Source organism: Puniceicoccaceae bacterium (assembly GCA_040224245.1).
GTDB lineage: Bacteria > Verrucomicrobiota > Verrucomicrobiia > Opitutales > JAFGAQ01 > JAKSBQ01.
The window spans coordinates 93,529-117,357 of sequence record JBEGIR010000044.1; the positions used below are offsets into that span (position 1 = coordinate 93,529).

General features: G+C 56.0%; 21 protein-coding genes and 1 pseudogene. 18 read left to right on the forward strand and 4 right to left on the reverse strand.

Going from position 1 to position 23,829, the window contains the following annotated elements; genetic code table 11:
* Nucleotides 1-138: 138 nt before the first annotated feature.
* The 5 genes from ABQ298_07555 to ABQ298_07575 all read left to right on the forward strand — a co-directional run bounded on the left by ABQ298_07555 (nt 139) and on the right by ABQ298_07575 (nt 5,194).
* A complete protein-coding gene (locus tag ABQ298_07555; GenBank protein MEQ9824224.1) occupies nt 139-1,068 on the forward strand; it encodes a MoxR family ATPase in 930 nt (309 codons plus the stop codon).
* Nucleotides 1,065-2,120, forward strand: a complete 1,056-nt coding sequence (locus tag ABQ298_07560) for a DUF58 domain-containing protein (protein MEQ9824225.1) — start codon at nt 1,065-1,067, stop codon at nt 2,118-2,120. Before ABQ298_07555 ends, ABQ298_07560 begins: the two co-directional genes overlap by 4 nt.
* Nucleotides 2,121-2,124: 4 nt before the next feature.
* Nucleotides 2,125-4,368: a DUF3488 and transglutaminase-like domain-containing protein gene (locus tag ABQ298_07565; GenBank protein ID MEQ9824226.1), complete on the forward strand. Its 2,244-nt coding sequence runs from the start codon at nt 2,125-2,127 to the stop codon at nt 4,366-4,368.
* Between the two features lie 248 nt (nt 4,369-4,616).
* Nucleotides 4,617-4,808 (forward strand): hypothetical protein, encoded by a 192-nt coding sequence (locus ABQ298_07570; protein ID MEQ9824227.1) that lies wholly within the window; start codon nt 4,617-4,619, stop codon nt 4,806-4,808.
* Entirely contained in the window at nt 4,805-5,194 is a 390-nt protein-coding gene (locus ABQ298_07575; GenBank protein MEQ9824228.1) for a type II toxin-antitoxin system VapC family toxin, read from the forward strand. Before ABQ298_07570 ends, ABQ298_07575 begins: the two co-directional genes overlap by 4 nt.
* A 137-nt stretch (nt 5,195-5,331) precedes the next feature.
* On the opposite strand, the pseudogene ABQ298_07580 reads toward ABQ298_07575, so the two are convergent.
* Nucleotides 5,332-5,430: pseudogene (locus ABQ298_07580) on the reverse strand (Fic family protein).
* 104 nt (nt 5,431-5,534) lie between these two features.
* Here ABQ298_07580 and ABQ298_07585 point away from each other — a divergent pair.
* From ABQ298_07585 to gltA, 9 genes are all read left to right on the forward strand, one after another.
* Nucleotides 5,535-5,777, forward strand: a complete 243-nt coding sequence (locus tag ABQ298_07585; GenBank protein ID MEQ9824229.1) for a DUF6364 family protein — start codon at nt 5,535-5,537, stop codon at nt 5,775-5,777.
* 1 nt (nt 5,778) lies between these two features.
* Nucleotides 5,779-6,171, forward strand: coding sequence for a PIN domain-containing protein (locus ABQ298_07590; GenBank protein ID MEQ9824230.1), 393 nt, complete (start codon nt 5,779-5,781; stop codon nt 6,169-6,171).
* A 243-nt stretch (nt 6,172-6,414) separates the two neighbouring features.
* Nucleotides 6,415-6,675, forward strand: a complete 261-nt coding sequence (locus tag ABQ298_07595; GenBank protein MEQ9824231.1) for an AbrB/MazE/SpoVT family DNA-binding domain-containing protein — start codon at nt 6,415-6,417, stop codon at nt 6,673-6,675.
* Entirely contained in the window at nt 6,668-7,084 is a 417-nt protein-coding gene (locus ABQ298_07600; protein MEQ9824232.1) for a PIN domain-containing protein, read from the forward strand. The genes ABQ298_07595 and ABQ298_07600 overlap by 8 nt, the downstream gene beginning before the upstream one ends.
* A gap of 400 nt (nt 7,085-7,484) precedes the next feature.
* Nucleotides 7,485-7,949, forward strand: a complete 465-nt coding sequence (locus ABQ298_07605; GenBank protein MEQ9824233.1) for a hypothetical protein — start codon at nt 7,485-7,487, stop codon at nt 7,947-7,949.
* A 188-nt stretch (nt 7,950-8,137) separates the two neighbouring features.
* Nucleotides 8,138-9,382, forward strand: coding sequence for an LL-diaminopimelate aminotransferase (locus ABQ298_07610; GenBank protein MEQ9824234.1), 1,245 nt, complete (start codon nt 8,138-8,140; stop codon nt 9,380-9,382).
* 178 nt (nt 9,383-9,560) lie between these two features.
* Nucleotides 9,561-10,400 carry a sulfide/dihydroorotate dehydrogenase-like FAD/NAD-binding protein gene (locus tag ABQ298_07615; protein MEQ9824235.1) on the forward strand — a complete coding sequence of 280 codons (840 nt, stop codon included), beginning with the start codon at nt 9,561-9,563 and terminating at the stop codon, nt 10,398-10,400.
* A 38-nt stretch (nt 10,401-10,438) separates the two neighbouring features.
* Nucleotides 10,439-10,813 carry a GxxExxY protein gene (locus tag ABQ298_07620; protein MEQ9824236.1) on the forward strand — a complete coding sequence of 125 codons (375 nt, stop codon included), beginning with the start codon at nt 10,439-10,441 and terminating at the stop codon, nt 10,811-10,813.
* Between the two features lie 58 nt (nt 10,814-10,871).
* Nucleotides 10,872-12,362: an NADPH-dependent glutamate synthase gene (gene gltA, locus ABQ298_07625; protein ID MEQ9824237.1), complete on the forward strand. Its 1,491-nt coding sequence runs from the start codon at nt 10,872-10,874 to the stop codon at nt 12,360-12,362.
* Between the two features lie 318 nt (nt 12,363-12,680).
* Here gltA and ABQ298_07630 read toward each other — a convergent pair whose 3' ends face one another.
* On the reverse strand, nt 12,681-12,857 hold the full coding sequence (locus ABQ298_07630) for a hypothetical protein (protein ID MEQ9824238.1): 177 nt from the start codon (nt 12,855-12,857) through the stop codon (nt 12,681-12,683).
* 301 nt (nt 12,858-13,158) lie between these two features.
* Here ABQ298_07630 and ABQ298_07635 point away from each other — a divergent pair, with 301 nt between their 5' ends.
* Both ABQ298_07635 and ABQ298_07640 read left to right on the forward strand, forming a co-directional pair.
* On the forward strand, nt 13,159-16,740 hold the full coding sequence (locus tag ABQ298_07635; protein MEQ9824239.1) for a bifunctional proline dehydrogenase/L-glutamate gamma-semialdehyde dehydrogenase: 3,582 nt from the start codon (nt 13,159-13,161) through the stop codon (nt 16,738-16,740).
* A 336-nt stretch (nt 16,741-17,076) separates the two neighbouring features.
* Nucleotides 17,077-18,690, forward strand: coding sequence for an endo-1,4-beta-xylanase (locus ABQ298_07640; GenBank protein MEQ9824240.1), 1,614 nt, complete (start codon nt 17,077-17,079; stop codon nt 18,688-18,690).
* A 69-nt stretch (nt 18,691-18,759) separates the two neighbouring features.
* Here ABQ298_07640 and nadB read toward each other — a convergent pair whose 3' ends face one another.
* On the reverse strand, nt 18,760-20,358 hold the full coding sequence (gene nadB / locus ABQ298_07645) for an L-aspartate oxidase (protein MEQ9824241.1): 1,599 nt from the start codon (nt 20,356-20,358) through the stop codon (nt 18,760-18,762).
* 280 nt (nt 20,359-20,638) lie between these two features.
* Here nadB and ABQ298_07650 point away from each other — a divergent pair, with 280 nt between their 5' ends.
* Nucleotides 20,639-22,384, forward strand: coding sequence for a hypothetical protein (locus ABQ298_07650; GenBank protein MEQ9824242.1), 1,746 nt, complete (start codon nt 20,639-20,641; stop codon nt 22,382-22,384).
* Between the two features lie 17 nt (nt 22,385-22,401).
* Here the strand turns inward: ABQ298_07650 and ABQ298_07655 are convergent, their stop codons facing one another.
* Nucleotides 22,402-22,653: a hypothetical protein gene (locus ABQ298_07655; protein ID MEQ9824243.1), complete on the reverse strand. Its 252-nt coding sequence runs from the start codon at nt 22,651-22,653 to the stop codon at nt 22,402-22,404.
* A gap of 234 nt (nt 22,654-22,887) precedes the next feature.
* Between ABQ298_07655 and ABQ298_07660 the strand changes: the two genes are divergently transcribed.
* On the forward strand, nt 22,888-23,829 hold a 942-nt coding region (locus ABQ298_07660; GenBank protein MEQ9824244.1), incomplete at its 3' end, for an SLC13 family permease.

The window sequence follows — 23,829 nt, forward strand, 5'->3', positions numbered from 1 at the left end:
ACACTCCGGAATTCCAACACACTCCGAAATTCCACCCTAACGTTCAGAATTTTCATCCCGTCGCCTCACAACTCCTCACTCCACTCGACCTCCACCCCACAGTTGAAATCCCCACTATTTGCCACAAGATGCTCTTCCATGCAACCCGCCTCCCTGACGGCCCTTTTTCAACAACTGCAAGGCATCATCCGTGGCAAGGATGACGCCATTCGCGATGCCATCACCTGCCTGCTCGCAGGCGGGCACCTGCTCATCGAGGACATTCCCGGAGTTGGCAAAACCACGCTCGCCTACGCAGTCGCAACATCCATCGGAGGTCGCTTCTCCCGCATTCAATTCACCAACGACATGCTGCCTTCCGATGTGTTGGGGGTCTCGATCTATCAGGAAAAAACAGAGAAGTTTGAGTTCCACCCGGGTCCCATCTTCGCCAACGTAGTTCTCGCGGACGAGATCAACCGCACGTCACCCAAAACCCAGTCCAGTCTACTCGAATGCATGGAGCGCAGTCGCATTTCGATTGAGGGAAACGCCATGGATCTGCCATCGCCCTTCATGGTCATTGCAACACAGAACCCACTTGACTACGAGGGCACTTTCCCCCTGCCGGAAAACCAGCTCGACCGCTTCCTCATGCGCATCTCCATGGGTTATCCCGATCCCGCCGTTGAGAAGGAGATCCTGCAACACGCTGAGCCGCACTATGACGCCATTTCGGTCGAACCCGTGCTGCAGCACAACGATGTGCTCGAACTTCAATCCCGCTGCCGTGAGATTTTTGTCGAAGACTCCATGCTCGACTACCTGCTGCGCTGGGTGCATGCCACCCGCGAACATGCGCGCTTTCGCATCGGTATCAGCACCCGCGGAGCCATTGCACTCAAGCGCGTCAGCCAGGCACGCGCACTGCTCGCAGGCCGCAATTTTGTGATTCCCGAAGATGTGGAAGCGAGCATTGTTCCCGTCTTCGCCCACCGCATCCTGCCAGAGTTCAGCCATCCCGATTCCAATGCCCGGGCGGTGGCAGACGAACTTCAGATGCTCCAGGGAAAAATTCCGCCACCTTGAAGTCCACACGTGCCCAGTCCTGGATGGATCGCATGCCCACCCGTCTGAGCAAGGCGGGCTGGTGGTATCTCGGTGCCGTCACTCTCACGTCCATGGCTGCCTACCAGTCGGGCAGCAACGTGCTGTTCCTTGCACTGGCTTGCCTGCTCAGTGCCCTGCTGCTCAATGGACTGCTCTCCTGGTGGAATTTCAGCCACATCGCATTCCGGAATCTAAGGGTCAGCCGGTGTCGGGCAGGTGTACCGGGATCCCTCCAGCTCGACTTTCGGGATCTCAAGCGCGCTCTGCCTTCGCTGGGACTGATCGCGGTCATCGAGGTCGAAGGTACTCACCTCCGTGAAGTGATTCGCCTGCGGCACTCGCTGCCTGTCCGCAGCCAGTCTGCAAATGAGTGGACGCTCTGCTCGCTTCCCTGGCAAACCCCTGCTCGTGGGTGGCACCGCATCCGGCTGCGCCAGATCGAGTCCACCTTTCCGTTTGGCCTGCTGCTCAAGGTGTTTCCCCAATCCCTGAGTCACGAAACCATCGTCTGGCCAGCGCCGACCCGCGAACCCCTGCCCTGCCTTCCCCTTCAATCCAGCGGCTCTTCCAACCTGCGGGATGAGTCGGCAGTTCAATCCCGATGGGGTTCCCCCAGTCCTGAAATCGCAGGCCTGCGCAACTATCGCCACGGTGATCCCGTGCGCACGATTCACTGGCGCAAGTCCGCGCAGTTGCGACGACCCACCGTGCTGGAGCGTCCCGGAAGCACCGCACCCCAACCCACTTGCGTCTGTTTCGACTTCCACAGCTCCCACTTTCTGGACGAGTCGCAGCTGCACACTTACTGCTCCCGCATCGCACACTGGATCGAACTGCAGCTCGGATACTCACCCCTGCTGGAGGTCTCGCTGCACGATCAACCACCCCTGCTGCTGCATGGCGAATCCGCCCTGCACCGCCTGCTCGATGCACTCGCCCGGATCGAACCTCAGGCACATGCCCTGCCTTCGCATACAAGGGGGCAACCCCCACACGTTCTGACTCCCGTCCACCTGCAACCCACCCTCTGAACTCATGGCCACACCCGCACCACCCCTGAGTTCCACCGATCTCCTGCGCATCCGTTTCTGGCTCACGCAAACTGTGCTGCTGATCGCACTCGGGGGCATCCTTTCCGAGGGCATCAGCCAATCCCCCCTGCTCATCGCACTGATCGTCTTTCTAGGCCTGAGTCTTGCCTTTCCCCGCATCACAGGTCTGCTGTCCCGACGCTGGATGCCCGCACTCTCCGTCGTGCTGATCGGCGGCATCGTCATCGATGTTGCCCTGCACTGGCCCGCCATCCTCGATCCCATGCTGCGCGCGGGTCTGCTCATCCTCTGGACGCGCACCCTCTTCTACCGTACCGCTCGCGAGTCAATGCAGCTGCTCTTCCTCGCCCTCTTTCTCATCATGCTCAACGGCGTGCTCAGCATCTCGATCAGCTATGCCGTTCAACTGATTGCCTTCAGCCCGCTGGCGATGATCCTGCTCATGCTCAACAGCATGCGCAACCCAGCCGACCCCGAATGCCTGACTCACGCGGATTGGCGATCCTTTCAGGCCACGCGTTTTCTTCGACAACTTCGGCACGCCATTCACCCCCACCTATTCGCACTGATCGCGCTGTGTGCAGTGTTCATGCTGCTGTCAATCAGCCTGATCTTTCTCGTGTTGCCGCGCTTTCACCTACGCCAGTGGCTACCTTCGCTGAGTGTTCCCGGTGTCGCACTCTCTGGCTTTAGCGAGCAGTTTTCACTCGGTGCCGTACGCCAGATCGTGCTCGATCCATCAGTCGCCTTTCGCGTCGAAATCCCCAACCCCGACTCCCTGCCTGCCAACCCCTACTGGCGCATGCTCGTGCTCGATGTCTACGAAAACGGACAATTCTTCAAGTCCGACAAAACCGCTCAACGCCTGCGCTCCACCGAACTGTTTGAGTCCGATCATTTCCTTTCGAACCGCATGATTGAAGATCCCCAATCCTTCAGCGGGGAAAACTGGGATGTTTTCCTCGAGGGTTCCGTCAGCCGCTTCCTGCCGATACCGGGCAGTTTTCGCGCCATTCAATTCCAAAGCGTGCAACTGCTCACCATTGATCCGGTCTTTTCCACCTTTTCCCTGCGACAACCCTCCAGCCAGCTGACCACCTTCCGTCTGCGCCATGTTGACGCCGACACTCCCTTCCGTGCCTCCGCACTCGATGCATTGCTCACCGACCCCGAGTGGCGTGCGATCCAACTGCAATCGAACGATGCCCAATCCCTCACGGAATACCCACAATCGACGCTCTCAGCCAGGCTGAGCACTGCCGACGCCAACTACCTCGCCGAGGTTGTCGAGCAGCTTCGCTCCGTTCCGAATGATGGATCGCTAAACGATCCCACCCGCGCCTACGTGAACCATGTGATCCGCTACCTGCACGACCGCCACTCCTACAGTCTGCGCGCGACTCCCGGTCGCTCGTCAGCCTCGAGCCGCGATCCCATGATCGCCTGGATGCAGTCCGGCAGCTCCGGGCACTGCGAATACTTTGCAGCTGCCGCCGTGCTGCTCTGCCGTGCCAACGGCATCCCGGCCCGCATGGTCACGGGCTTTGCCGGAGGCGAGTGGAATCGGGACCGTACCCTCTTCACCGTGCGCAACCTGCACGCCCATGCCTGGTGTGAGGTCTTCGACCTGTCAGGGCAGTGGTTGCGCGTCGATCCCACTCCACCCGGCTGGCAGGCAGCGCACAACCTCGAGGACGAGGGCAGCTTTGCACGCGGATTTGCATTCTGGCAGGACTGGATCGAATCCCTCAAATTGCAATACTACCGTCATGTTGTGGGCTTCGATGGACAGAGCCAGTTCGATCTGGCCCACCAACTTGCACAGCAATGGCGCAAGCTCTCCGATCCACTCCAACGCCTTTCACGCACCTGGGGTCGCTGGTTCCCCAACCAATCCCCATCCGAGCAGACCGGATTCGACTCCGAACAACCCTCTCGCGAACTCCCACAACTCCTTCCGCTGCTGGGCTTCGCCATACTGACCGTCCTGTTCGTCCTGCTGCTGTTCACCCTGCTCCCGGCACGTCTCCGTCAACCCCTAAACCGCGAGCAACACATTCGCCAACACGCTGGCAAACTGCTGCAGCGCTACCAGCTCCTGCCCACTTCCAACCCTCAGCTCACCCTTCATCTGCAAACCCTTCGCTTCGGTCCCACCCCCTCCTGGCCCGACCCCAAAACCACCTTCCACCAGACCCGGCGCGAAATCCGCCGCAACCGCCGCTGAACCTCACTCACGGCGCCTGAGTGGCGCGGGTTGAAACGCTTTGCAATCTCAGATTCCAAATCTCAAATCACCTTCAGCCTCCACCCTCCTCCTTACTCCTTTCTACTTACTCCTTGCTCCTTGCCTACTCCTCCAAATGAAAACAACTCACACGCAGAGACCTTCTTGACATGACCTTTAAGTTGGTCAAGTTTTTGATCATGAAGTCTCTGAATGTCAGTGAAGCAAAAACGCAGTTTTGCAACCTTGTGAAACAAGCCCAAAAGGGCGAATCCACCCTCATCTGCCAACGCAACATTCCAGTGGCAATGCTTCTGCCCCATGTTCCCGAACCCAAACATCATACCCGTATTGGATGGGCCAAAAACGACAACATCCAGATCCTGTGCGATCTCACTGAACCCGCACTGCCCGAGTCGAGCTGGAGCATGATGCAATGAACATTCTGCTCGATACCTGTGCCATCCTGTTCCTGAGCACCGACGACCCGTGCGTTACGCCGAGCGTTCGCAAGGCACTGGATCACGCAAACTCGGTGTGTGTTTCGCCCATCTCCGCTGCCGAGCTGGCATGCCTGCAAGAGCGCAAGCGAATCGCACTGCCGACGCACTGGAAAATCTGGTTTCGCCAAGCGGTGTATCACAATGGCTGGCATGTCATCGACATTTCCATGGCCATCGCCGAAGAGTCATACTCCTTGCCCGACACCTTTCATCCCGATCCCGCTGATCGCATCCTCACCGCCACCGCCCGATTGCACAACTTGCGCCTGCTGACCACAGATCGAAAAATCCTCGATTATCCCCACGTCACCGCCAGCTGGTAAAGGAATTCCAACCATCCCCTCCACGCGAGGGCACCGGTTGAAACGCTTTGCAACACAGATTCCAAATCTCAAATCACCTTCAGCCTCCCTCCTTGCTCCTTACTTCTAGCTCCTTACTTCTAGCTCCTTAATATAGAATAAGCAGCCATGAACCCGGTTCGTTTATTCCCGTCCAAAAACGGATGATCGCCCACAATGCCTTCGGCATAGGCAGCTGCCAATACAAACAGATCGGGTGTCGGGTTTTGTAAAGTGAAAGCGGTTCACCGCTTCCGGAAATGTTTTTGATAACCTTCCATCGCACTTGTCATACGCATGCACACCTTGTATATTTATGCGTATGAAAACTCGAATCACCTTAACCGTCGACCCCAAGGTGTCGCATCGGGCCAAGGATGTTGCCCGGCGTCAAGGGATCAGTCTGTCCGCCTTGGTGGAGAAACTCCTGACCGAGACGTCCAGTCCTCTCCCGAAGGAACGCCCTACCACTTTTTCCCAACGCTGGAAGGGACAGATGCAACTGACCGACCAGACGGACGAACGGGCTTCACGTCTCCGTGCCAAATACCAACTGACCGAGTGACATGCGCCTTTTCATCGATACGGACATTTTGCTCGATGTCTTAATGGAACGGAAACCCCACTTTGACGGGAGCGCCCGAGTGCTGGACTGGGGCGAAAACCACCCTGGACAATGTGCAGTCTCCTGGCATGGCTTGGCCAACATCCACTACCTGAGCAAAAATGGAGCCTGGGGGTTCATCAAAGAACTCACTGACTTTTGCGTGATTCCCGGCACCGGAACGACCGAAATGAAGCGGGCACTCGAATTCGGATTCAGAGACCTCGAAGATGCCATGCAGGTTTCAGCTGCTCTGCTCTTCAGTGCCCAACTCATCGTTACCCGCAACCTTTCCGACTTCAAACAGTCCCCCATCAAAGCCGTGTCCCCCGAAGATCCATCTCTGTTTCTCTAGGAAACCCCATTCCAATCCTCTTCAACGTCCATTGGAAAAGCACCGGTTGAAACGCATTGCAACACAGATTCCAAATCTCAAATCACCTTCAGCCTTACTCCTCACTCCTTACTCCTCACTCCTCACTCCTTTCTACTTGCTCCTTGCTTCTTTCAAGGCGCGGATTGAAACCACTTTGGCGTTTCCTTGGATTGACGTTCGCAAGCATTTGACAAGGAAACTCATTATTGCCTTACTTTTGGAATGCTGTCTTCCAAAGTGACAAAAAAAGGACAAACTACTTTGCCCAAACGAATCAGGGAGGCCTTGCATCTTCAATCCGGGGAATCAGTCGTGTACCATCTTCGTGGTAATGATGTGTTGATCCGACGGCACCCAGGTGTCGGAGCAGCCTTTGGAATATTAAAACCCAAGCAGCCAGTCGATATCGATCAGGCGCGCCAGGAGGGCCGCAAGCATTGGGTTGAAGAGATTTCCAAGGAAGGAACTAGCAGTGATGCGTGAGGTTCTCGTGGATACGAATTTCCTGGTTCGCTTCATCACTGGCGAACCGCTATCCCAAGCCGAGATCGCAAAAAAATTGATGCTTGAGGCTGAATCTGGCAGCGCTCGCATCACCATCGTTCCACTCGTTGTCGCTGAAGTCGTTTTTGTGCTGACAGGGCGTGTCTACGGTTTTCCACCGGTGTCTGTACGAGATGCACTGATTCTGCTCCTTGAAAGTCCTTCCATTCATGTCATTGAGCGGGATGTGTTGCTTCAGGCTTTGCATACTTTTGTGAAGAAGAAAGTCGATTTTGTGGACGCATATGTTGCATCAATGGCAGCATCAAAAGGCTGTGAGGTTGCGACGTTCGATCAAGATTTCAGGAAATTCAGCAATTTGAAGGTGTTCAATCTGGACAACACGTGAATCCACTCGTGCTTTCGCTGTACCCACGCTCCGCTCCCTGATACAAATGATTGTTTCAGACACTGGACGCAGGGTTTGACAAAACACCGTTCGGCAGATGCCGAACTCAAAACGCTCCGATCCATCGCAGCTGCAAAAACCCCGACGAGTCGGGGGACACAAAACCCTTTTGTCGCTGTAAAACAGCGTTATGTGGGCCATAGGCCTTGCAGGCTGGCATTCACCAGCCGATGTTATAGGTTTCAGTTTTTTAAGCCATAAACGGTATAAATTCCACCGATCCTCGCAGCTTTGGCACTGGCATGCCGTGGTCTTTGGGGCACGTTCCCTTGATTTTTTACGCTCCAAAACCATAATGGGTGCTCCAACAGTTCAAAAAAACTACAGAAAGCAAATGACCATGAATTCATCTAAGAACCGTACACCCGTTTTCCTGCTTCTACCTCTCAGCATCCTGATCGCGGCTCTGCTCGCCGGATGCGGTGGATCGGCTGGAGCAGGCTCAGCCAAAGGCGAAACGGTTGCCGCGCACGATATCCAACTTCCAAATGGGGTTGAATCCGTGATTCCGTTTCCGGCAGAGGCTACAGTCAGGACCAGCATGAATCTCGGCGAAAACGGCCACAGCATTGTGTTTAGCCCTGGCATCAGCTGGCCGGACGCGGTTTCGTTTTTCAGCGAAAAGCTGGCTGCAGGCCAATGGACCGTGACCAACGAATACATTCCGGAGAAAACAGAAGGGGAACGCAGTGCCAGATGGGAGGCTGAAGGTCACGGGATAACCCTGAACATCGAAGTCACCGCATTTGGAGGGCCAGAGGGCTTCAACATGAACGGCATCATGCTTGTTCGCGAATTGAAGTGATCCACTGACAACGGTCAGGACTTTCACAAACCCGCTGCAGGAATGAAGCAACACAGTTGCAGTAAAGTTGCTACTAATTCCCGATTCGCACAGCAAATTCACATTGTTGGCTTGAAATCTGAGGAACCCCTGTTCTCTCATAGGGGACTCGGTCGCTGCAAACAGCGTCCTAACAACTGCAATAAACTATGACGGCTCCATTCATTCAAAACCTGTATGCTGACCGCATCGGAGGGAAAATGTTCGGTAAATCCACCGAAATTTACAAGTTTGAGAAGATCAAACGCGCCAAGCGGGCAGCCCGTAAGGAAAAACCCGACGTAGCCCTCATCGACATGGGTGTTGGCGAACCGGACGAAATGGCCTTCCCTGAGGTCGTTCAGGCCTTGCAGGAAGCAGCAACCGACCCGGCCAACCGCGGCTACGCTGACAATGGTTCCGACAGCTTTAAGCAGGCGGCCGTGAAATACATGGAATCCGTCTTTGGGGTCAAGGGACTCAACGCAGAAACCGATGTCGTTCACTCCATCGGTTCCAAGGCTGCGCTCTCGCTCATCCCGCTCTGTTTTGTCAATGAGGATGACTACGTGCTGATGACCACACCTGGTTACCCCGTCTTTGGCACGCACAGCCAGTACATCGGTGGCAAGGTCTACAATCTGCCACTCAAGGAAGAGCACGACTTTCTGCCCGACCTTGATGCGATTCCGAAAAAGGTGCTCAAGAAGGCAAAGGTGCTGGTGATCAACTATCCCAACAACCCGACCGGTGCCTCCGCAACGCTCGAGTTCTTCGAAAAAGTGGTCGATTTTGCCAAGGACAATCAATTGATCGTGATCCAGGACGCCGCCTATGCCGCACTGGTCTTTGATGGCAACCCGATTTCCATCCTTCAGGTCGAAGGGGCAAAGGATGTTGCGATCGAGCTGCACTCGCTCTCCAAGTCCTTCAACATGACTGGCTGGCGCATCGGATTCGTCGTCGGCTGCCCAGGCATCGTCAGTGCCTACGCCGCCGTCAAGGACAACTCCGATTCCGGACAGTTCCTCGCGATCCAGAAGGCAGCCGAAGCCGCGCTCGCCAATCCGTGGATCACAGAGCGCATCGCCGCCAAATACTCACGACGCATGGATCAGCTCATCCAGGCACTCTCGGGTGCCGGATTCTCCCCCAAAAAACCGCGTGGCAGTTTTTTCCTCTACGTTCCCGCACCCAAATCTGCGGAGGGTCCGAACGGAACGGAAACGTTTGAAAGCGGTGAAGCATTCAGCCAGTGGCTCATCCACAACGAACTCATCAGCACCGTTCCCTGGGACAACGAGGGTGCCTTTGTTCGCTTCTCGGTCACCTTTGAAGCGCAGGGCGAAGAAAATGAAAAGCGCGTGCTCGAAGAACTCGGGAGCCGCCTGAGCAAATACCGATTTGAGTTCTAAGACTCTTTCGCACTGACCAATCACCTTTGTGCCAGCCTCCCGGAAATCCGGGGGGCTTTTTTTGTGCATTCTGACGCTCCCAAAACATTTCCCTTTGTCCCTCAATTTTTTCCTTTGCAACAACTAATATTTTCCATTCTTATTATTACGTTTTCTTATAAACTAAATAGAGAATTTCATGGCACGGATTTTATTCAAACGACAACTCTCCGAGGATGTCTTCCAGATGCGCCTCGAGGCTCCCCTGATCGCGGAGGAGCGCAAGGCGGGGCAATTCATCATCCTGCAGGTGAATGACACCTACGGGGAGCGCATCCCGCTCACCATCGCAGATGCGGACACAGAGGAAGGCAGCATCACCCTCATTTTTCAGCGCGTTGGCAAGACCACGCTCGAACTGTCCAAATTGGAGGTGGGTGAAGAAGTGCCGCATCTCGTCGGTCCGCTCGGACAACCCACCCACATTGAAAAACTGGGACGGGTGGTCGTGGTCGGTGGTGGCATCGGTGTGGCGCCAGCCTTCCCCATCGCGCAGGCGATGAAGGCCGCAGGCAACCACCTGACTGTGATCATGGGTGCGCGCAACCGGGATCTCATCATCATGAAGGAAGAGATGCAGTCGATTGCGGACGAGCTGATCCTCTGCACCGACGACGGAAGCGCGGGGCGCAAGGCACTGGTCACCGAACCGTTGAAGGAATCCTGCGAGTCCGCCACACCCCCAAATCTGGTGGTCGCCATCGGTCCACCCGTCATGATGAAGTTCTGCGCCAAAACGACAGAACCCTACAAGGTTCCCACCGTAGTCTCGCTCAACACCATCATGGTCGACGGCACAGGCATGTGCGGAGGCTGTCGCGTCAACGTCGGCGGTGAGGTCAAGTTCGTCTGTGTCGACGGCCCCGAGTTTGACGGACATCAGGTGGACTTCGACAACATGATGCGTCGCCTGCAGTCCTACAAATCCCAGGAAACTGACAAAGCCCACACCTGCCGCATCACCGGCCAAACCCGCTAACGATTTTAAACCACGAATTTCACGAATCCACACGAATCATGGAGTTGATCTATAAGGAAGAATGTTACTCCATTGTCGGAGCCGCCTTTGAGGTCTTCAATGAACTTGGATCGGGTTTTTTGGAGGCAGTCTACCAGGATGCACTGAACTGTGAATTCAACAATCAGAGTATTCCCTTTGTGGAAAAGCCCAAGCTACAGATTCAGTTTAAGGGGATAACGCTCAATTCCTACTATTCTCCCGATTTTGTGGTTTATTCCAAAATCATCGTCGAAATCAAAGCGGTAAAGTCGATTCTCGATGAGCATCGGGCCCAAACACTCAACTACCTCAAAGCAACGGGTCTTAAACTCGCAGTCCTCATCAATTTTGGAAATCCGAAAAAATTAGAATACGAACGACTCCTTTTCTAGCATTCAGATTCGTGTCGATTCGTGAAATTCGTGGTTCAACCCATTTTCCCTTTTCATCATGCACCATACACCCGAACAACTTTCTGAAAAAGCCCGTGCAAAGCTTGAGGAACTCAAGCCACTGGAGGGAGCACTCAAGATCAAGGATCGCAAGGGCATCGAACGTCAGGAGATGCCAGCTCAGGATCCCGTTGCCCGGGGCCAGAACATGTGCGAGGTCGCACTGGGGCTGACTCCCGAACAGGCAAAACTCGAGGCATTGCGCTGCATCCAGTGCAAGAATGAACCCTGTGTGGCCGGCTGTCCGGTCGCCATTGATATTCCCGGATTCATCAAGCAGATTGCCGAACAGGATTTCCAGGGAGCCATCGACACGATCAAAAAAAACAGTCTGCTTCCCGCAGTTTGTGGACGCGTTTGCCCACAGGAGGAACAGTGTCAGAAGGTCTGTACGGTCGGAAAGATGGCGAAGGATATCGATCAATCCGTGTCCATCGGAAGACTGGAACGTTTTGTCGCCGACTGGGAGCGCGAACACGGAAGCTTTGAAGTGCCTGAGGTGAAACCCGCAACCGGAAAAAAGGTCGCGGTCATCGGCAGTGGTCCCGCCAGCATCACGGTTGCGGCGGATGTGCGGCGCGAGGGACACCAGGTCACCATGTTTGAGGCCTTCCACCGCCCCGGTGGTGTGCTGCTCTACGGCATTCCCGAATTCCGCCTGCCCAAGGACATCGTCAATCTTGAAATTGCCACACTCGAAAAGATGGGAGTTGAGATCAAGACCGACTTTGTGGTTGGGCGCACACGCAAGCTCAAGGATCTCATGGAAAAGGATGGCTACGACGCCGTCTTCATCGGTACGGGTGCCGGACTGCCCAAGTTCATGAATATCGATGGCGAAAACCTCGTGGGCGTCTTCTCCGCCAACGAATACCTCACGCGCTCCAATCTCATGAAGGCCTATGAGCGTGAACTCGCCGACACCCCCATCTACCGCTCCCGCAAGGTTGCTGTGCTGGGCGGTGGCAACGTAGCGATGGACGCCGCACGCACCGCGCTGCGCATTGGTGCCGAAGAGGTCCATGTCGTCTACCGGCGCACCGAAGAAGAAATGCCCGCACGTGTGGAAGAGGTGGAGCACGCAAAGGAAGAGGGCATTGTTTTTGATTTTCTGCGCAGCCCCACGCGCATCCTCGGTGACGAATCCGGGCGAGTACGTGCCATGCAGGTCCTGAAGTTTGAATTGGGCGAACCTGATGAGTCCGGACGCCGACGCCCTGTCGCAATCGATGGCAGCGAGTATGAAATGGAAGTGGATACTGTGATCGTTGCCATCGGCAATGGCTCCAATCCACTGATCCGTCAGACCACCGAAGGACTCGAAGTGAACCGCTGGGGCAATATTGTCGTAGACGAGCACAACCGAACCTCTCTCGAAGGCGTGTATGCCGGTGGTGATATCGTGCTGGGCGCAGCAACGGTGATCCTCGCCATGGGTGAAGGACGCAAGGCAGCTGCTGCCATGAATGAATGGCTGGCACAATCCTAGCCCCCACAACACCAGTCCATCCGGCTCACCTGCGTTGTTGCACCCAATCACAGGTTTGAACGGGTAGCGTGTTTCTCTGCTGGGCGGCGTTCAAAATCCAACACTGCCCGCAGACATCATGCAACACACCGGTATTTCACGCACAGCTGCAGTAATTTCAACCAGCGGTTGCGCTTGGCACTGCGTATGCTGAATCCATGGCATCGTTTCAATTCTCATTCCTGTCAAGTCCTGCAACACGGAAACGGTTCCCGGTTCGGCATAGACCGGGAGCCCTTTCTACCGCAAACCCGCTCCCTCCAGAGCGGGCTTTTTGCATCAACCCACCGTAGCGGGAGCTTCCAGCTCGCGCCCTCTCACACCCTTCCCCACCGTAGCGGGAGCTTCCAGCTCGCGCACTCCCACACCCTTCCCCACCGTAGCGGGAGCTTCCAGCTCGCGCCCTCCCACCCTTCCTGCAGCGAACAGTAGACTCACCCAAACTTGTGCCGACAAGCGAGCAAGATGCTCCCTCAACTTTGAAACAAGCGAGCAAGATGCTCCCTCAACTTTGAAACTGGCGAGCAAGATGCTCCCTCTACTTTGGAACTGACGAGCTTCCAATTCCCCCGACCTTGTGCAAGCAATGGAACGACCCCCAAGCACGCCCCTCACTCCAGCCAACACATGCGATTGCATCCTTAGCGGGAAAAGTGGATCGGGAATGCGTTGCAATTTATGGAGAGCAGCGATAGCCTGAATGCATACAGAGCTTGGGCAATTGTGCCCTGGAGCCTGCAGGGAAGGGAACATGCTTATGGACACGAATCGAATATCCGAATCCATCCAGCTCGCAGAATCCTGGCAGCAACTCGCCCAGCAGAGGGTCAGCCGATTTGACCGGAAGTTTCATCGCAAGATGCAGAAGCTTCTCGAGCACCCGCAGGACAAGGTGCTGCTGATGCAGCTCATGGATCAATGCTTCCGCTCCAGCAATTCAGCACGTGTGGCACGACAGATTCAGTTTCTGCTCAGCCATCATGGTATGGCGCACTTTTTCAGTGCCATGGACCGCTTCCTGTTGCGCTGTTTTCAACACATGGGAATGTGGGCACCGTCGATTTCTGTTCCCTTGTTTGTGCGTCAGATTCGCGAAGACAGCCGCACGGTCGTGATCAAGGGCGAATCCCGTGCGTTCCACCAGCACCTCAGTCAACGACGTCGCAGCAACACCCAATGCATTGTAAACCTGATCGGTGAAATGGTGCTCGGCGAAACCGAAGCCCAGCAACGATTGCAAACCTATGCAAGCGCACTTGAGGACCCGCAGATCGATTACCTTTCCATCAAACTCTCCACGCTGTATTCCCAAATGAACTCCCTCGACATGGAGGGCACGGTTCGAGTGCTGACCGAACGCTTGAGCAAACTCTTTCGCGTCGCATTGCAGCATCGCACTCAGGAGGGACGGAACCCTTTCATCAACCTCGACATGGAGGAATATCGGGACTTGGAAATCACCGTTCGCGTCTTCGAAGCAACGCTGGATCAGCCGGAATTTCAGTCCTTGCATGCAGGTCTTGCCCTGCAGGCCTACCTGCCCGATTCCTTCACCTGGCAACAGCAACTCACGCAGTGGGCAATGCAGCGCGTCAGCAACGGAGGTGCCCCGATCAAAATCCGGCTGGTCAAGGGGGCCAACATGGAAATGGAGTCCACCGAAGCAGCACTTCGAGGATGGCCCATCGCAACCTTCCGTGAAAAACTGGATACCGACGCCAATTATCGGCGCATGCTCGCCTATGCGCTCTCCCCCGAGCACGCCGCTGCTGCCCACATTGGCACCGCATCCCACAACCTGTTTGAACAGGCATGGGCAGTCACCCTGGCAAAACAGTTGGGCAGCGAAGCCTACCACAGTATTGAAATGCTCGAAGGCATGAGCGAGTCCGCGCGCCTCGCCATCCGGGACTTAACCCAGCCCGTCCTGCTCTACGCACCCTGCGCAAAACGCGAGCAGTTCACCAACGCGATTGCCTACCTGGTGCGCCGTCTCGACGAAAATACCGGCCACGATCATTTCATTCGCTACTCCTTCGGACTCAAGCTCGGCAGCGATGCATGGGAATCTCAGAAACAAGCCTTCCTCGCTGCGTTTGAGCGGGTGGATCGCCTTCGAACACAGCCTTTTCGCCGGCAGAATCGCCTGAAGGATCCGTGCGATTCATCCACGGGAACCCTCTCACTCGATGGATGCTTTCGCAGTGAAGCGGATACCGATTTCACCCTGCCCGCAAACCGCGAATGGGCCGCTCAGATCCGTCAACGCTGGAAAAAAACAACGGCAGATCCGATCAATTCCCTGCCCGTGGTTGTGGCGGGAGTCTCCCACTTCTCAAATCGAAAGCGGCACAGGGTCAAAGATCGATCTGACTCCTTCGACGGCATCCCCATCGCCGAAGCGGCACTGGCAAACATTGAGGACATTGCGCTCGCTGTGAACTCCGCCAGATCCGATCCCGATGCCTGGCGCACGCGCAGCGCATCCGAAAGGTGCGATGCGCTGCGCGCAGTCGCCCGCAAGGTGAGAGAGCATCGCGGGGATCTCATCGGCGTAGCGGCCGCTGAACTCGGCAAAGCCTTCACCGAAACCGATGTCGAGGTATCGGAGGCAGTGGATTTTCTGGAATACTACGCACACAGTGCCGAACGCTGGTATGCACACCCCGGCGTGGAGGTCCAGCCACAGGGAGTGGGAGTGGTGGTTTCCCCTTGGAATTTCCCGATTGCGATCCCGCTGGGGGGTGTGGCTGCTGCACTCGCCGCAGGCAACACGGTTATCCTCAAACCCGCGAGTTCAGCGATCTACTGTGCTCACCAGATCTGTCAGTGTTTCTGGGAGGCTGGCATTTCGCAAAACACGCTTCAGCTGCTGCCCTGTTCGGGATCACTTGCTGGCCAGCACCTGATCTCGAATCCGGATGTCGATTTTGTCATTCTCACGGGCGGAGAGTCCACCGCCCAACAGATGCTGCACACGCGCCCCGACCTGCTGCTTGCCGCCGAAACGGGTGGCAAGGACGCCACCATTGTCACTGCAATGGCGGATCGGGATCAGGCCATCCGCAATGTGATTCACTCCGCCTTCTCCAACTCTGGTCAAAAATGTTCGGCGACTTCCCTGCTCATTCTCGAACGGGAAGTCTATGAAGATGCTGGCTTTCGGGATGCGCTGGTCGACGCTGCCATGAGCTTGAATGTGGGTTCCCCGTGGGACTTCAAAAACCGATTGACGCTGCTCGAATCCGAAGCATCAGGTGCATTGCGCCACGCACTCGACACGCTCGAACCCGAGGAATCCTGGGCACTGCCTCCCTCCTGGGTCGACGATCATGCCCTGAAACTCAAACCCTGCATCAAGTGGGGAGTGAAACAGGGAAGTTTTTGCCACAGGACCGAACTTTTTGGACCCCTGCTCTCCGTCATGTGTGCCGACAACCTGACGCACGCCATCGAACTGGTCAACGCAACGGGTTATGGCCTGACCTCCGGACTGGAATCCCTGGACGAGCGGGAAATTCAACAGTGGAAGCAATGCATCCATGCGGGAAATCTGTATGTCAACCGCAGCACAACCGGAGCCATTGTGCTGCGTCAACCCTTCGGCGGTCTCGGAAAATCCGCAGTGGGTGCCGGTCGCAAGGTCGGTACGCACAACTATCTCAGTCAGTTCATGCGCTTCCGCGACCGGGAATCGACAGCATCCATCCAACCCATATCCAAGGCCGACCAGGACAACACTGATACGTCCGGCATCGCGTTTCTGCAGCCCAACACTTTCCTGCTCGCCCCGTTTTTCCATCCTGGGCAAGTCGACAAGCTGCGCCGTGCGGCAAAGTCTTACGCCGTCGCGCTGCACACCGAGTTCTCCCGCACCCACGATGCGTTTCGCATCCGCGGAGAACACAATGCTTTTCGCTACCTGCCCACCAGGCGCATCTGCATCCGCGCCGAACAGGGATTCGACCCGCTCAACCTGTGGCTGCGCATCCTCGGTGTCGCCACCTCGGGTGTGGATTTTGACGTGCGATTCGAGGGCGAAACCGAGTGGCTCGAACACCTTCGCGGGATGCGAAACCACTTCCCGAAATTGAGTTCGATTGAAGTGACACCCGACGCTCCACTCATCCACTATCTTGCCGAATACTCGCGCCTGCTCTACTGCAACCCTGCAAATATCCCACCTGAAATCTTCGAAGGCGCGTCACGGACATCCATCTTCATCCCCCGACAGCCACCTCTGCTGGACGGGCGACTTGAGTTGTTGCACTCCTACGAGGAGCAGGTGATTTCCCACAGCTATCACCGCTACGGCAATACTGCCGCAGCTGGGAAATGAAACCCTGCCCATGTCCCGAAGGGTAGCAGTACTTCCTGCGCACTCCAGAAATTTGGGTAGCGGGACTTCCTGCGCACTCCACAAATCAAGGTAACGGGAGCTTCCAGCTCGCGAATTTCCCAAAGTAGAGGGAGCTTCCAGCTCGCTCCTTCCCCCATCCTTCCTGCGGCAATCAGGATGCTCATCCCACTTTGGAACTGGCGAGCTGGAAGCTCCCCCTACTTTGTCCGACAGGGGAGCATACGATTTCCAGCCAGATATGCTTGAGCATTCTGCAAACTGAGCTAGGTTTTAATTAATCGATTAATCCCCTTCGACTTGAACATAAACCCTTCGATGAAACAAACTACCCAACTCCTGCTGCTGTCGTGCCTCACCCTAGGCGCGTTCACTGGCAACCTTCACAGTCAGGCACCTTTCACCCTCCAGGAGGGTTACCGAAGTGCTTTCCACATCGGTGTCGCCCTCAATTCGCGCACCTATGTCGAACAAAACGCCCGACTCAATCAAATCGTCAGGGACCACTTCAGTCTGGTGGTCGCCGAAAACGATTTCAAATGGCAGGCGCTGCAACCGCGACAAGATCAGTTCAACTTTAACAATGCCGACGCCATGATGACGCTTGCCGAGTCGCAGGGTAAGCGCGTGCACGGGCACGTGCTCGTGTGGCACTCGCAAACACCCGATTGGGTCTTTCAAAACGCCTCCGGTGGAGACCTCACTCGGGATCAGCTGATCGAGCGCATGCAGACCCACATCCGCACGGTCATGACGCGTTACAAAGGGCGTGTGCAATCCTGGGATGTTGTCAACGAAGCCTTTGAAGACAATGGTTCCCTGCGCAACAGTCCGTGGCGGCGCATCATCGGAGATGACTACCTTGAGATCGCCTTTCGCACAGCGCACGAGGTCGACCCCGATGCCATTCTGGTTTATAACGACTACGGATGGGCCAGCGATGCCAAGCGCCAGGCCATTGTCGCCATGGCCAATGATTTTCGGCAGCGCGGTGTTCCCATTCATGGATTGGGGATACAGGGTCATTGGCAGCTCAACTATCCCAGTCAGGCGAAGGTGGATCAGATCCTCACCGACGCAGCATCCACAGGACTCTGGGTGATGGTCACCGAACTCGATATCGACGTGCTTCCCGCTGCATGGGAATACACTGGGGCGGATATTTCCACCTTGTTTGAATACCAGGAAGAACTCGACCCCTATACGGACGGACTTCCCGGCGGTGTGAGTCTGGAGCAGGCTCAACGCTATCGAAGTGTCTTCGATATTTTTCTCAAACACCAGGCCTCCCTCTACACGATCACATTTTGGGGCGTCACCGACCGGGATTCCTGGTTGAACAACTTTCCAGTACGCGGTCGAACCAACCACCCGATGCTTTTTGACCGGGACGGCAACGCCAAGCCGGCGTTCTTTGAACTGCTTGAGATCGCTCCCGATGCAAAGGCACCCGTCAGCCTGAATACCGATGCCCCACAACTGATCCCCTTGCACCGCTTCCATCGCCGGGCTAACAACAGTCACTTCTTCACCGCCAACCCGGATGAATACCAGACGCTCGCGAGTTTCCCACCGGGAGGGCCTTGGGAGTATCAGGGAGTTTCTCACTACGTAGCTGCAAATCATACCCACATCACCCACCCTGTTTATCGCCTGTTCAATCGCATCTCTGGTGCCCACTTTTACACCGCCAATCGCGAGGAAATGCTCGGTGTGCTGGGTCATCCCGCGCGCATTTTCAGCTATGAAGGCATTGCCTTCTACACCCTGCTGTCACCGGAACCCGGTTCCCAGCCCGTACACCGCTTCTACGCACCACCCACAGGCTCTCACTTTTTCACGATCAGTGAAGCGGAAAAAAACCAACTGCAGGGGTCCATGTCTTCAGACCAGCTCGACTACGATGGCGTCGCCTGGTTTGCCTACCCCTGAGACAATGCGTTGCTCCGCTCTTCAACCATCCCCGATCCAACACACCGGACAACCAGCATCATTCCTTCCTCAACTTCGCCGCACAATTGTATCGTGCGGAAGCGGCATCGGACTCGCATAGTCCAAAATGTAGTGCAACCCACGGCTCTCCCGGCGCTGCATCGCACAGTACACAATCAGCTCCGCCACCTGGATCAGGTTGCGCAGTTCAATCAGTGGAGCGTCCACTTTGAAATTCCAGTAGTAATCATTGATCTCGCGCGCGAGGTTGTGAATGCGGGTGTTCGCACGTTCCAAACGCTTCGTCGTGCGCACAATGCCCACATAGTCCCACATCGCGCGCTTGAGTTCATCCAGACTGTGAGCCAGCACAACGCGTTCATCAGAGTCCTGCACGTTGCCATCGACCCAGGAGGGAACTTCCACAATTGGTAAATCCGATTCCTTCACAAACTGCACCACCCGCTGCGCACCACGATGGGCCATGACCACCGCCTCCAGCAGGGAATTGGAAGCCAGTCGATTGCCGCCATGCAAGCCGGTGCAGGCGACTTCACCACAGGCATACAAGCCTTTGAGCGAGGTTTCAGCGGAAAGGTTGGTGCGAATGCCACCGCAGAGGTAGTGTGCCGCCGGAACCACCGGAATCCAATCCTTCGGAGGTTGCAGGCCAATCTGCTGGCAAGCCGCGAGGATATTCGGAAAACGCGTGCTAAAGGTATCGGTCGAAATCGGCCCACAATCCAGCCACACATGCGAATCCCCGGTCTTTTTCATTTCCGCGTCAATGGCTCGCGCCACGACATCGCGCGGAGCCAGATCGCGCAAAGGATGGTAGTCCTTCATGAAAGCGCGCCCCCGGCGGTCCCGTAGAATCGCACCTTCTCCACGAACGGCTTCGCTCACGAGAAATCGCTCATTGCCCAGGCTGTGAAGCGCCGTCGGGTGAAACTGGATGAACTCCATGTTGCGAATCTCAACGCCCGCACGATAGGCCATGGCGATGCCATCACCCGTCGCAATCGACGGATTTGTCGTGTATTGGTAACAGTACCCAATGCCACCCGTAGCCAGCATGACCACCTTGGCCCGCATGGTGATGACTTCATTGCGCTGCTCGCAATACACGTAGAGACCCGTAACGCGATCCTCCTGCTCCTCACTGGCAAACCCGAACTTGCGCATCTTGCGCAGAGTAATCAAATCAATCGCAATGGCATGCTCGCGAAACTCGATGTTGGGATGGTTGCGCACCGCATTCAGATAGGCCTGCTCAATCGCACGTCCCGTCATGTCCTCCACATGCAGAATGCGTCGTTTCGAATGCCCTCCCTCCTTGCCAAGAGAGACGCGCCCATCGCCCAGCTTGCTGAACTCCACACCCAAACGGCGAATCGCTTCGATGCGTTCGGGCCCATCCCTTACCACCTCTTTCACCACATCCTCGTTACAGAGTCCAGCACCCGCCTGAAGCGTATCTTCAATGTGATGGTCAAACCCGTCTGACTCGGACGTCACGCAGGCGATGCCTCCCTGCGCATAGTTGGTGTTGGATTCATCCCCACCCTTTTTGGTCACCACGCAGGTCTTCAACCCCGCATTCGCCACATCGATCGCAAAGCTTAATCCAGCAATGCCACTGCCCGCCACAATCACATCGTAGTCCATAAACGACTCACCAAACACCAACTTTCCCGCGAGGTCAAAAACGAAGCACTGCCCCCAAGCAGCCAGGTTCTCAATTCACCCCAACAGTAGCGGGAGCTTCCAGCTCGCGCTTCATCTCCAAAATTCGCACCACTCCATAATAACCCATCACAGTGCTTTTTTTCATCCTCCCTCCACACTGCTTCACCGTTACCCCCCTGCCAACACCCATGTTACAAGATCTCCACATTTCCCAATTGGGGTTGTCAGCTTCTCCAACAGAAAGTTCATTCGCAGTCAGATGCACCATCCATTCACCACTTTCTGCCTGCTCACTCAGCTGTTGCTCCCAGTATCTGCCAATATTCTGGCCGAGAAAGGAGATCCGTATTCATCCGACCATGTCACAGCCTTCCGCTTCCGGGCAGACTTTGATATCGAACTCGATGAAGAGCAGGGCTGGGCCGCCCCGGCAAATACGGCGCCCATCCAAGTAGTGGACAGCCCGTTCCGCATTCGCTTTGAAGTGGAAAGTCAGGCACTTGGGAAACGCCGTCAGTACAGCCTGCAATACCAACACAATGGCGGCCCCTGGACCTACCTGGAAGCCCATCATTTTCCCTACCCGTCAGCCGCCAGTCCGGCCATGAGCGTTGTGGGCTGCGAAGCCTTCTTCTACGGTGAAGAAGCCGATGATTTGCTCTCAGGCTCCACACTGTCATCCGCACCGGGTGCAGGCATCACCCTGGCCCCAACCACTCCTGGCTGGACTCCAAACTCTCCCAACGGTGAATCGGTTGAATGGGAGTGGACACTGGTGGTGCGACACTGGTGCGATGGACCCATCCAGGTCCTCAACGGCGACACCTTTGCGCTGCGTCTGGTGGATCAACTTGGACGCCCGCTTGAAGGTCTCCTGCCCTCCTTCAAGGTCGAAGTCCCAGCCTTCCATCTCGGAGGAACTTTTGTGGAAACTCCCGCTCGTATTGGACCGTGGGAGGACTCCAGCGGTGCGCTTTATTTCATCATGGAACCCACCGAAACGCACAATCGCATGATGATGATCAAGTCCACTGACGGCGGTCGGACCTGGTTGGAAATCGATCCGGAACATCGCCCTTCCATCGGCGACCTCGAAGGTGTGGCCTCGATCCTTGCTTCGGACGGAACCCTCCACATTGTGCATCAAACCTCTGATGAGGTCGTTTACCATGCATTCGGAACCCACGACCATGCCGCATTTCCCAACCGCTGGATTGCGAATTCTCAGCTCATCGATACTCCAGAGGAACCTTACATTCAGGTCACCGACGTGACACTGCGTCCCGATGGCAGCCTGGTTACCGTGTATGCGAACGGTGATCGCCTTTCCTTCGCCACCCGCAATCCCGATGGAGGCTGGAATCCTGCCCAGCCAATCGACTCCACCAACCCCTTCGGACTGACGAGTCCCTCCATACTCTGTCGTCCCGATGGAATCGTCGAAATCACCTATAAATGCATGGACGGAACGGCATGGGCGTGCGAACTGTCGCCGGACAATACGCTCAGTCCCGCCCATAAATTTGCGGAACACCTCGGAACAATGGAAACCGAGTCCATGGCCATTCTCCCCCTCATTCACCTCAACGAATCCGGGAAGACGATTGTGATATTCCGCCAGGATGATGGATTTCTCTACCTCAGCCAGAAAGCCATGAACAGCTCATGGAGTGAAGCGGTTCAGGTGTCAGACCGCACCGTGATCAGTGGTCCGGTTGACTCCGATCAGGTCACTGCCGATGTGATCGCCTTCGAGGGAGAGTTGTGGATCGCTTTCATCGCAGAGCACGACCGCGATCTCTACCTCACCCGGGTTGACCCCGAAGCTCCAGCCGTTGAAACCTCACTTCATCTGGTCTCGGATATCGAGGGTTCCTGGGTACGGGGAAACCTGCTGCTGCAGCAGGATGGCTTCCCTCTCTACGGCATGATCTACGATGCAGGAAGCAAGGGTGGCTCCGGGTTCAACCGCTACCTCGCTCATCCGATTCACCGAGAACCCTAAGCTGCCGCAAAAGGGGCCTAACCCGTGCTGGAGTCGTCGCGACCCTGCGACAGCTTTGCGAGTGCGTTGACGATCTCGTCCAGCTGGCTGCGTTCTCCTCCTCCAAAGCCTTCCGCATCCGATTCCTGTAGATGGATCGCTTCTGACTCCCACTGGAGCAGCACTTCACGTTTCTCTGCAACACTCAATGCCTCATCTGCCAGTACATCCGAAGGGCAACCGTAGACTCGCCGTGGGCTTCCAACTGCTTCATGGAATCTCTTTTGCATGCGCTAATCTACTTCATCCTCAACTCAATCGCAACCGAATCACAGAATCCAAGTTCCCTTCCCGCTGGCGCAAACTCCTCCACTGGACGGGCCGACTTGTCGGCAACAACGCTTCAGCAAACCTGACTGGGGTGAATTACTCGTGCGCGTGGATCGCATTTCCAGATTCTGGCAAACCACTCTCACTTCGGTCTCTGCTTGCCAGTTTCTGCAAATCATGCAAGACCCAATCTGATGTCACTGCCTCAGTACACCGTCCTCGCCATTCTGTTTCTGACGATCACGTTGTTTCTATGGGGACGATGGCGCCACGACATGGTGGCGATAGCATCCCTACTGGCCTGCGTGATCACGGGTCTGGTTCTGCCAGAACACGCCTTTTCCGGATTTTCGCACCCGGCGGTCATTACCGTTGCCTGTATTCTGATCCTCAGTCGTGCCCTGCAAAATTCCGGGGCGATTGACGCGCTCACACGATGGATTCTTCCCAGTAATGCGGGACCCGCCATGACCCTGCTTTGCCTGACTGGCCTGGGAGCACTGCTGTCCGGATTCATGAACAATGTTGGCGCACTGGCACTGTTGATGCCGGTCGCCATACAACTGTCCAAACGCCTCGAAATGGCACCCGGCAAGGTACTGATGCCGCTGGCGTTTGGAACCATCCTGGGCGGCATGACCACCTTGATCGGTACCCCGCCCAACCTCATTGTCTCTGGATTTCGCGCCGAGCAGGGTCCATCGGCGTTTCAAATGTTTGATTTTGCTCCCATCGGATTTTCGATTGCGGCAGTCGGTGTGATTTTCATCAGTTTCATCGGTTATCGACTCGTGCCAGCCCGACGTGCGCAGACTGAAGGGTTTGATACGGCATCCTACCTGACCGAAGCCCGGGTACCCGCAAAAAGCAAGGCGGTCGGCATGTCGCTGCGGGAGGTCGAAGCCGCAATGGGATCGGCAGATGCCCAGGTCGTTGGTTTGATCCGCAACGAAGTTCGCCTCCATGCGCCGGGTGGCGGACGATTGATCAAGGGAAACGACATCCTTATTTTTGAGGCCGACGCTGAAGCCCTTCCCAATGCGCTTACCGAACTGGGACTGAAACTGGAAGAGGCGGGTAAATCTGAGGATGAATCAGAAGAAAAATCCGATCCCGAAACACCACGCGAAGACAGT

Excerpts from the sequence above, each read along its gene's own strand:
- ABQ298_07590 (MEQ9824230.1), top strand. The coding sequence starts at position 5,779 with ATGCGCCTTTTCATCGATACGGACATTTTGCTCGATGTCTTAATGGAA.
- ABQ298_07575 (MEQ9824228.1), top strand. The coding sequence starts at position 4,805 with ATGAACATTCTGCTCGATACCTGTGCCATCCTGTTCCTGAGCACCGAC.
- ABQ298_07595 (MEQ9824231.1), top strand. The coding sequence starts at position 6,415 with ATGCTGTCTTCCAAAGTGACAAAAAAAGGACAAACTACTTTGCCCAAA.
- nadB (MEQ9824241.1), bottom strand. The coding sequence starts at position 20,358 with ATGGACTACGATGTGATTGTGGCGGGCAGTGGCATTGCTGGATTAAGC.
- ABQ298_07600 (MEQ9824232.1), top strand. The coding sequence starts at position 6,668 with ATGCGTGAGGTTCTCGTGGATACGAATTTCCTGGTTCGCTTCATCACT.
- ABQ298_07605 (MEQ9824233.1), top strand. The coding sequence starts at position 7,485 with ATGAATTCATCTAAGAACCGTACACCCGTTTTCCTGCTTCTACCTCTC.
- ABQ298_07635 (MEQ9824239.1), top strand. The coding sequence starts at position 13,159 with ATGGACACGAATCGAATATCCGAATCCATCCAGCTCGCAGAATCCTGG.
- ABQ298_07655 (MEQ9824243.1), bottom strand. The coding sequence starts at position 22,653 with ATGCAAAAGAGATTCCATGAAGCAGTTGGAAGCCCACGGCGAGTCTAC.
- ABQ298_07610 (MEQ9824234.1), top strand. The coding sequence starts at position 8,138 with ATGACGGCTCCATTCATTCAAAACCTGTATGCTGACCGCATCGGAGGG.
- ABQ298_07555 (MEQ9824224.1), top strand. The coding sequence starts at position 139 with ATGCAACCCGCCTCCCTGACGGCCCTTTTTCAACAACTGCAAGGCATC.
- ABQ298_07615 (MEQ9824235.1), top strand. The coding sequence starts at position 9,561 with ATGGCACGGATTTTATTCAAACGACAACTCTCCGAGGATGTCTTCCAG.
- ABQ298_07585 (MEQ9824229.1), top strand. The coding sequence starts at position 5,535 with ATGAAAACTCGAATCACCTTAACCGTCGACCCCAAGGTGTCGCATCGG.
- ABQ298_07650 (MEQ9824242.1), top strand. The coding sequence starts at position 20,639 with ATGCACCATCCATTCACCACTTTCTGCCTGCTCACTCAGCTGTTGCTC.
- ABQ298_07640 (MEQ9824240.1), top strand. The coding sequence starts at position 17,077 with ATGAAACAAACTACCCAACTCCTGCTGCTGTCGTGCCTCACCCTAGGC.
- ABQ298_07565 (MEQ9824226.1), top strand. The coding sequence starts at position 2,125 with ATGGCCACACCCGCACCACCCCTGAGTTCCACCGATCTCCTGCGCATC.
- gltA (MEQ9824237.1), top strand. The coding sequence starts at position 10,872 with ATGCACCATACACCCGAACAACTTTCTGAAAAAGCCCGTGCAAAGCTT.
- ABQ298_07620 (MEQ9824236.1), top strand. The coding sequence starts at position 10,439 with ATGGAGTTGATCTATAAGGAAGAATGTTACTCCATTGTCGGAGCCGCC.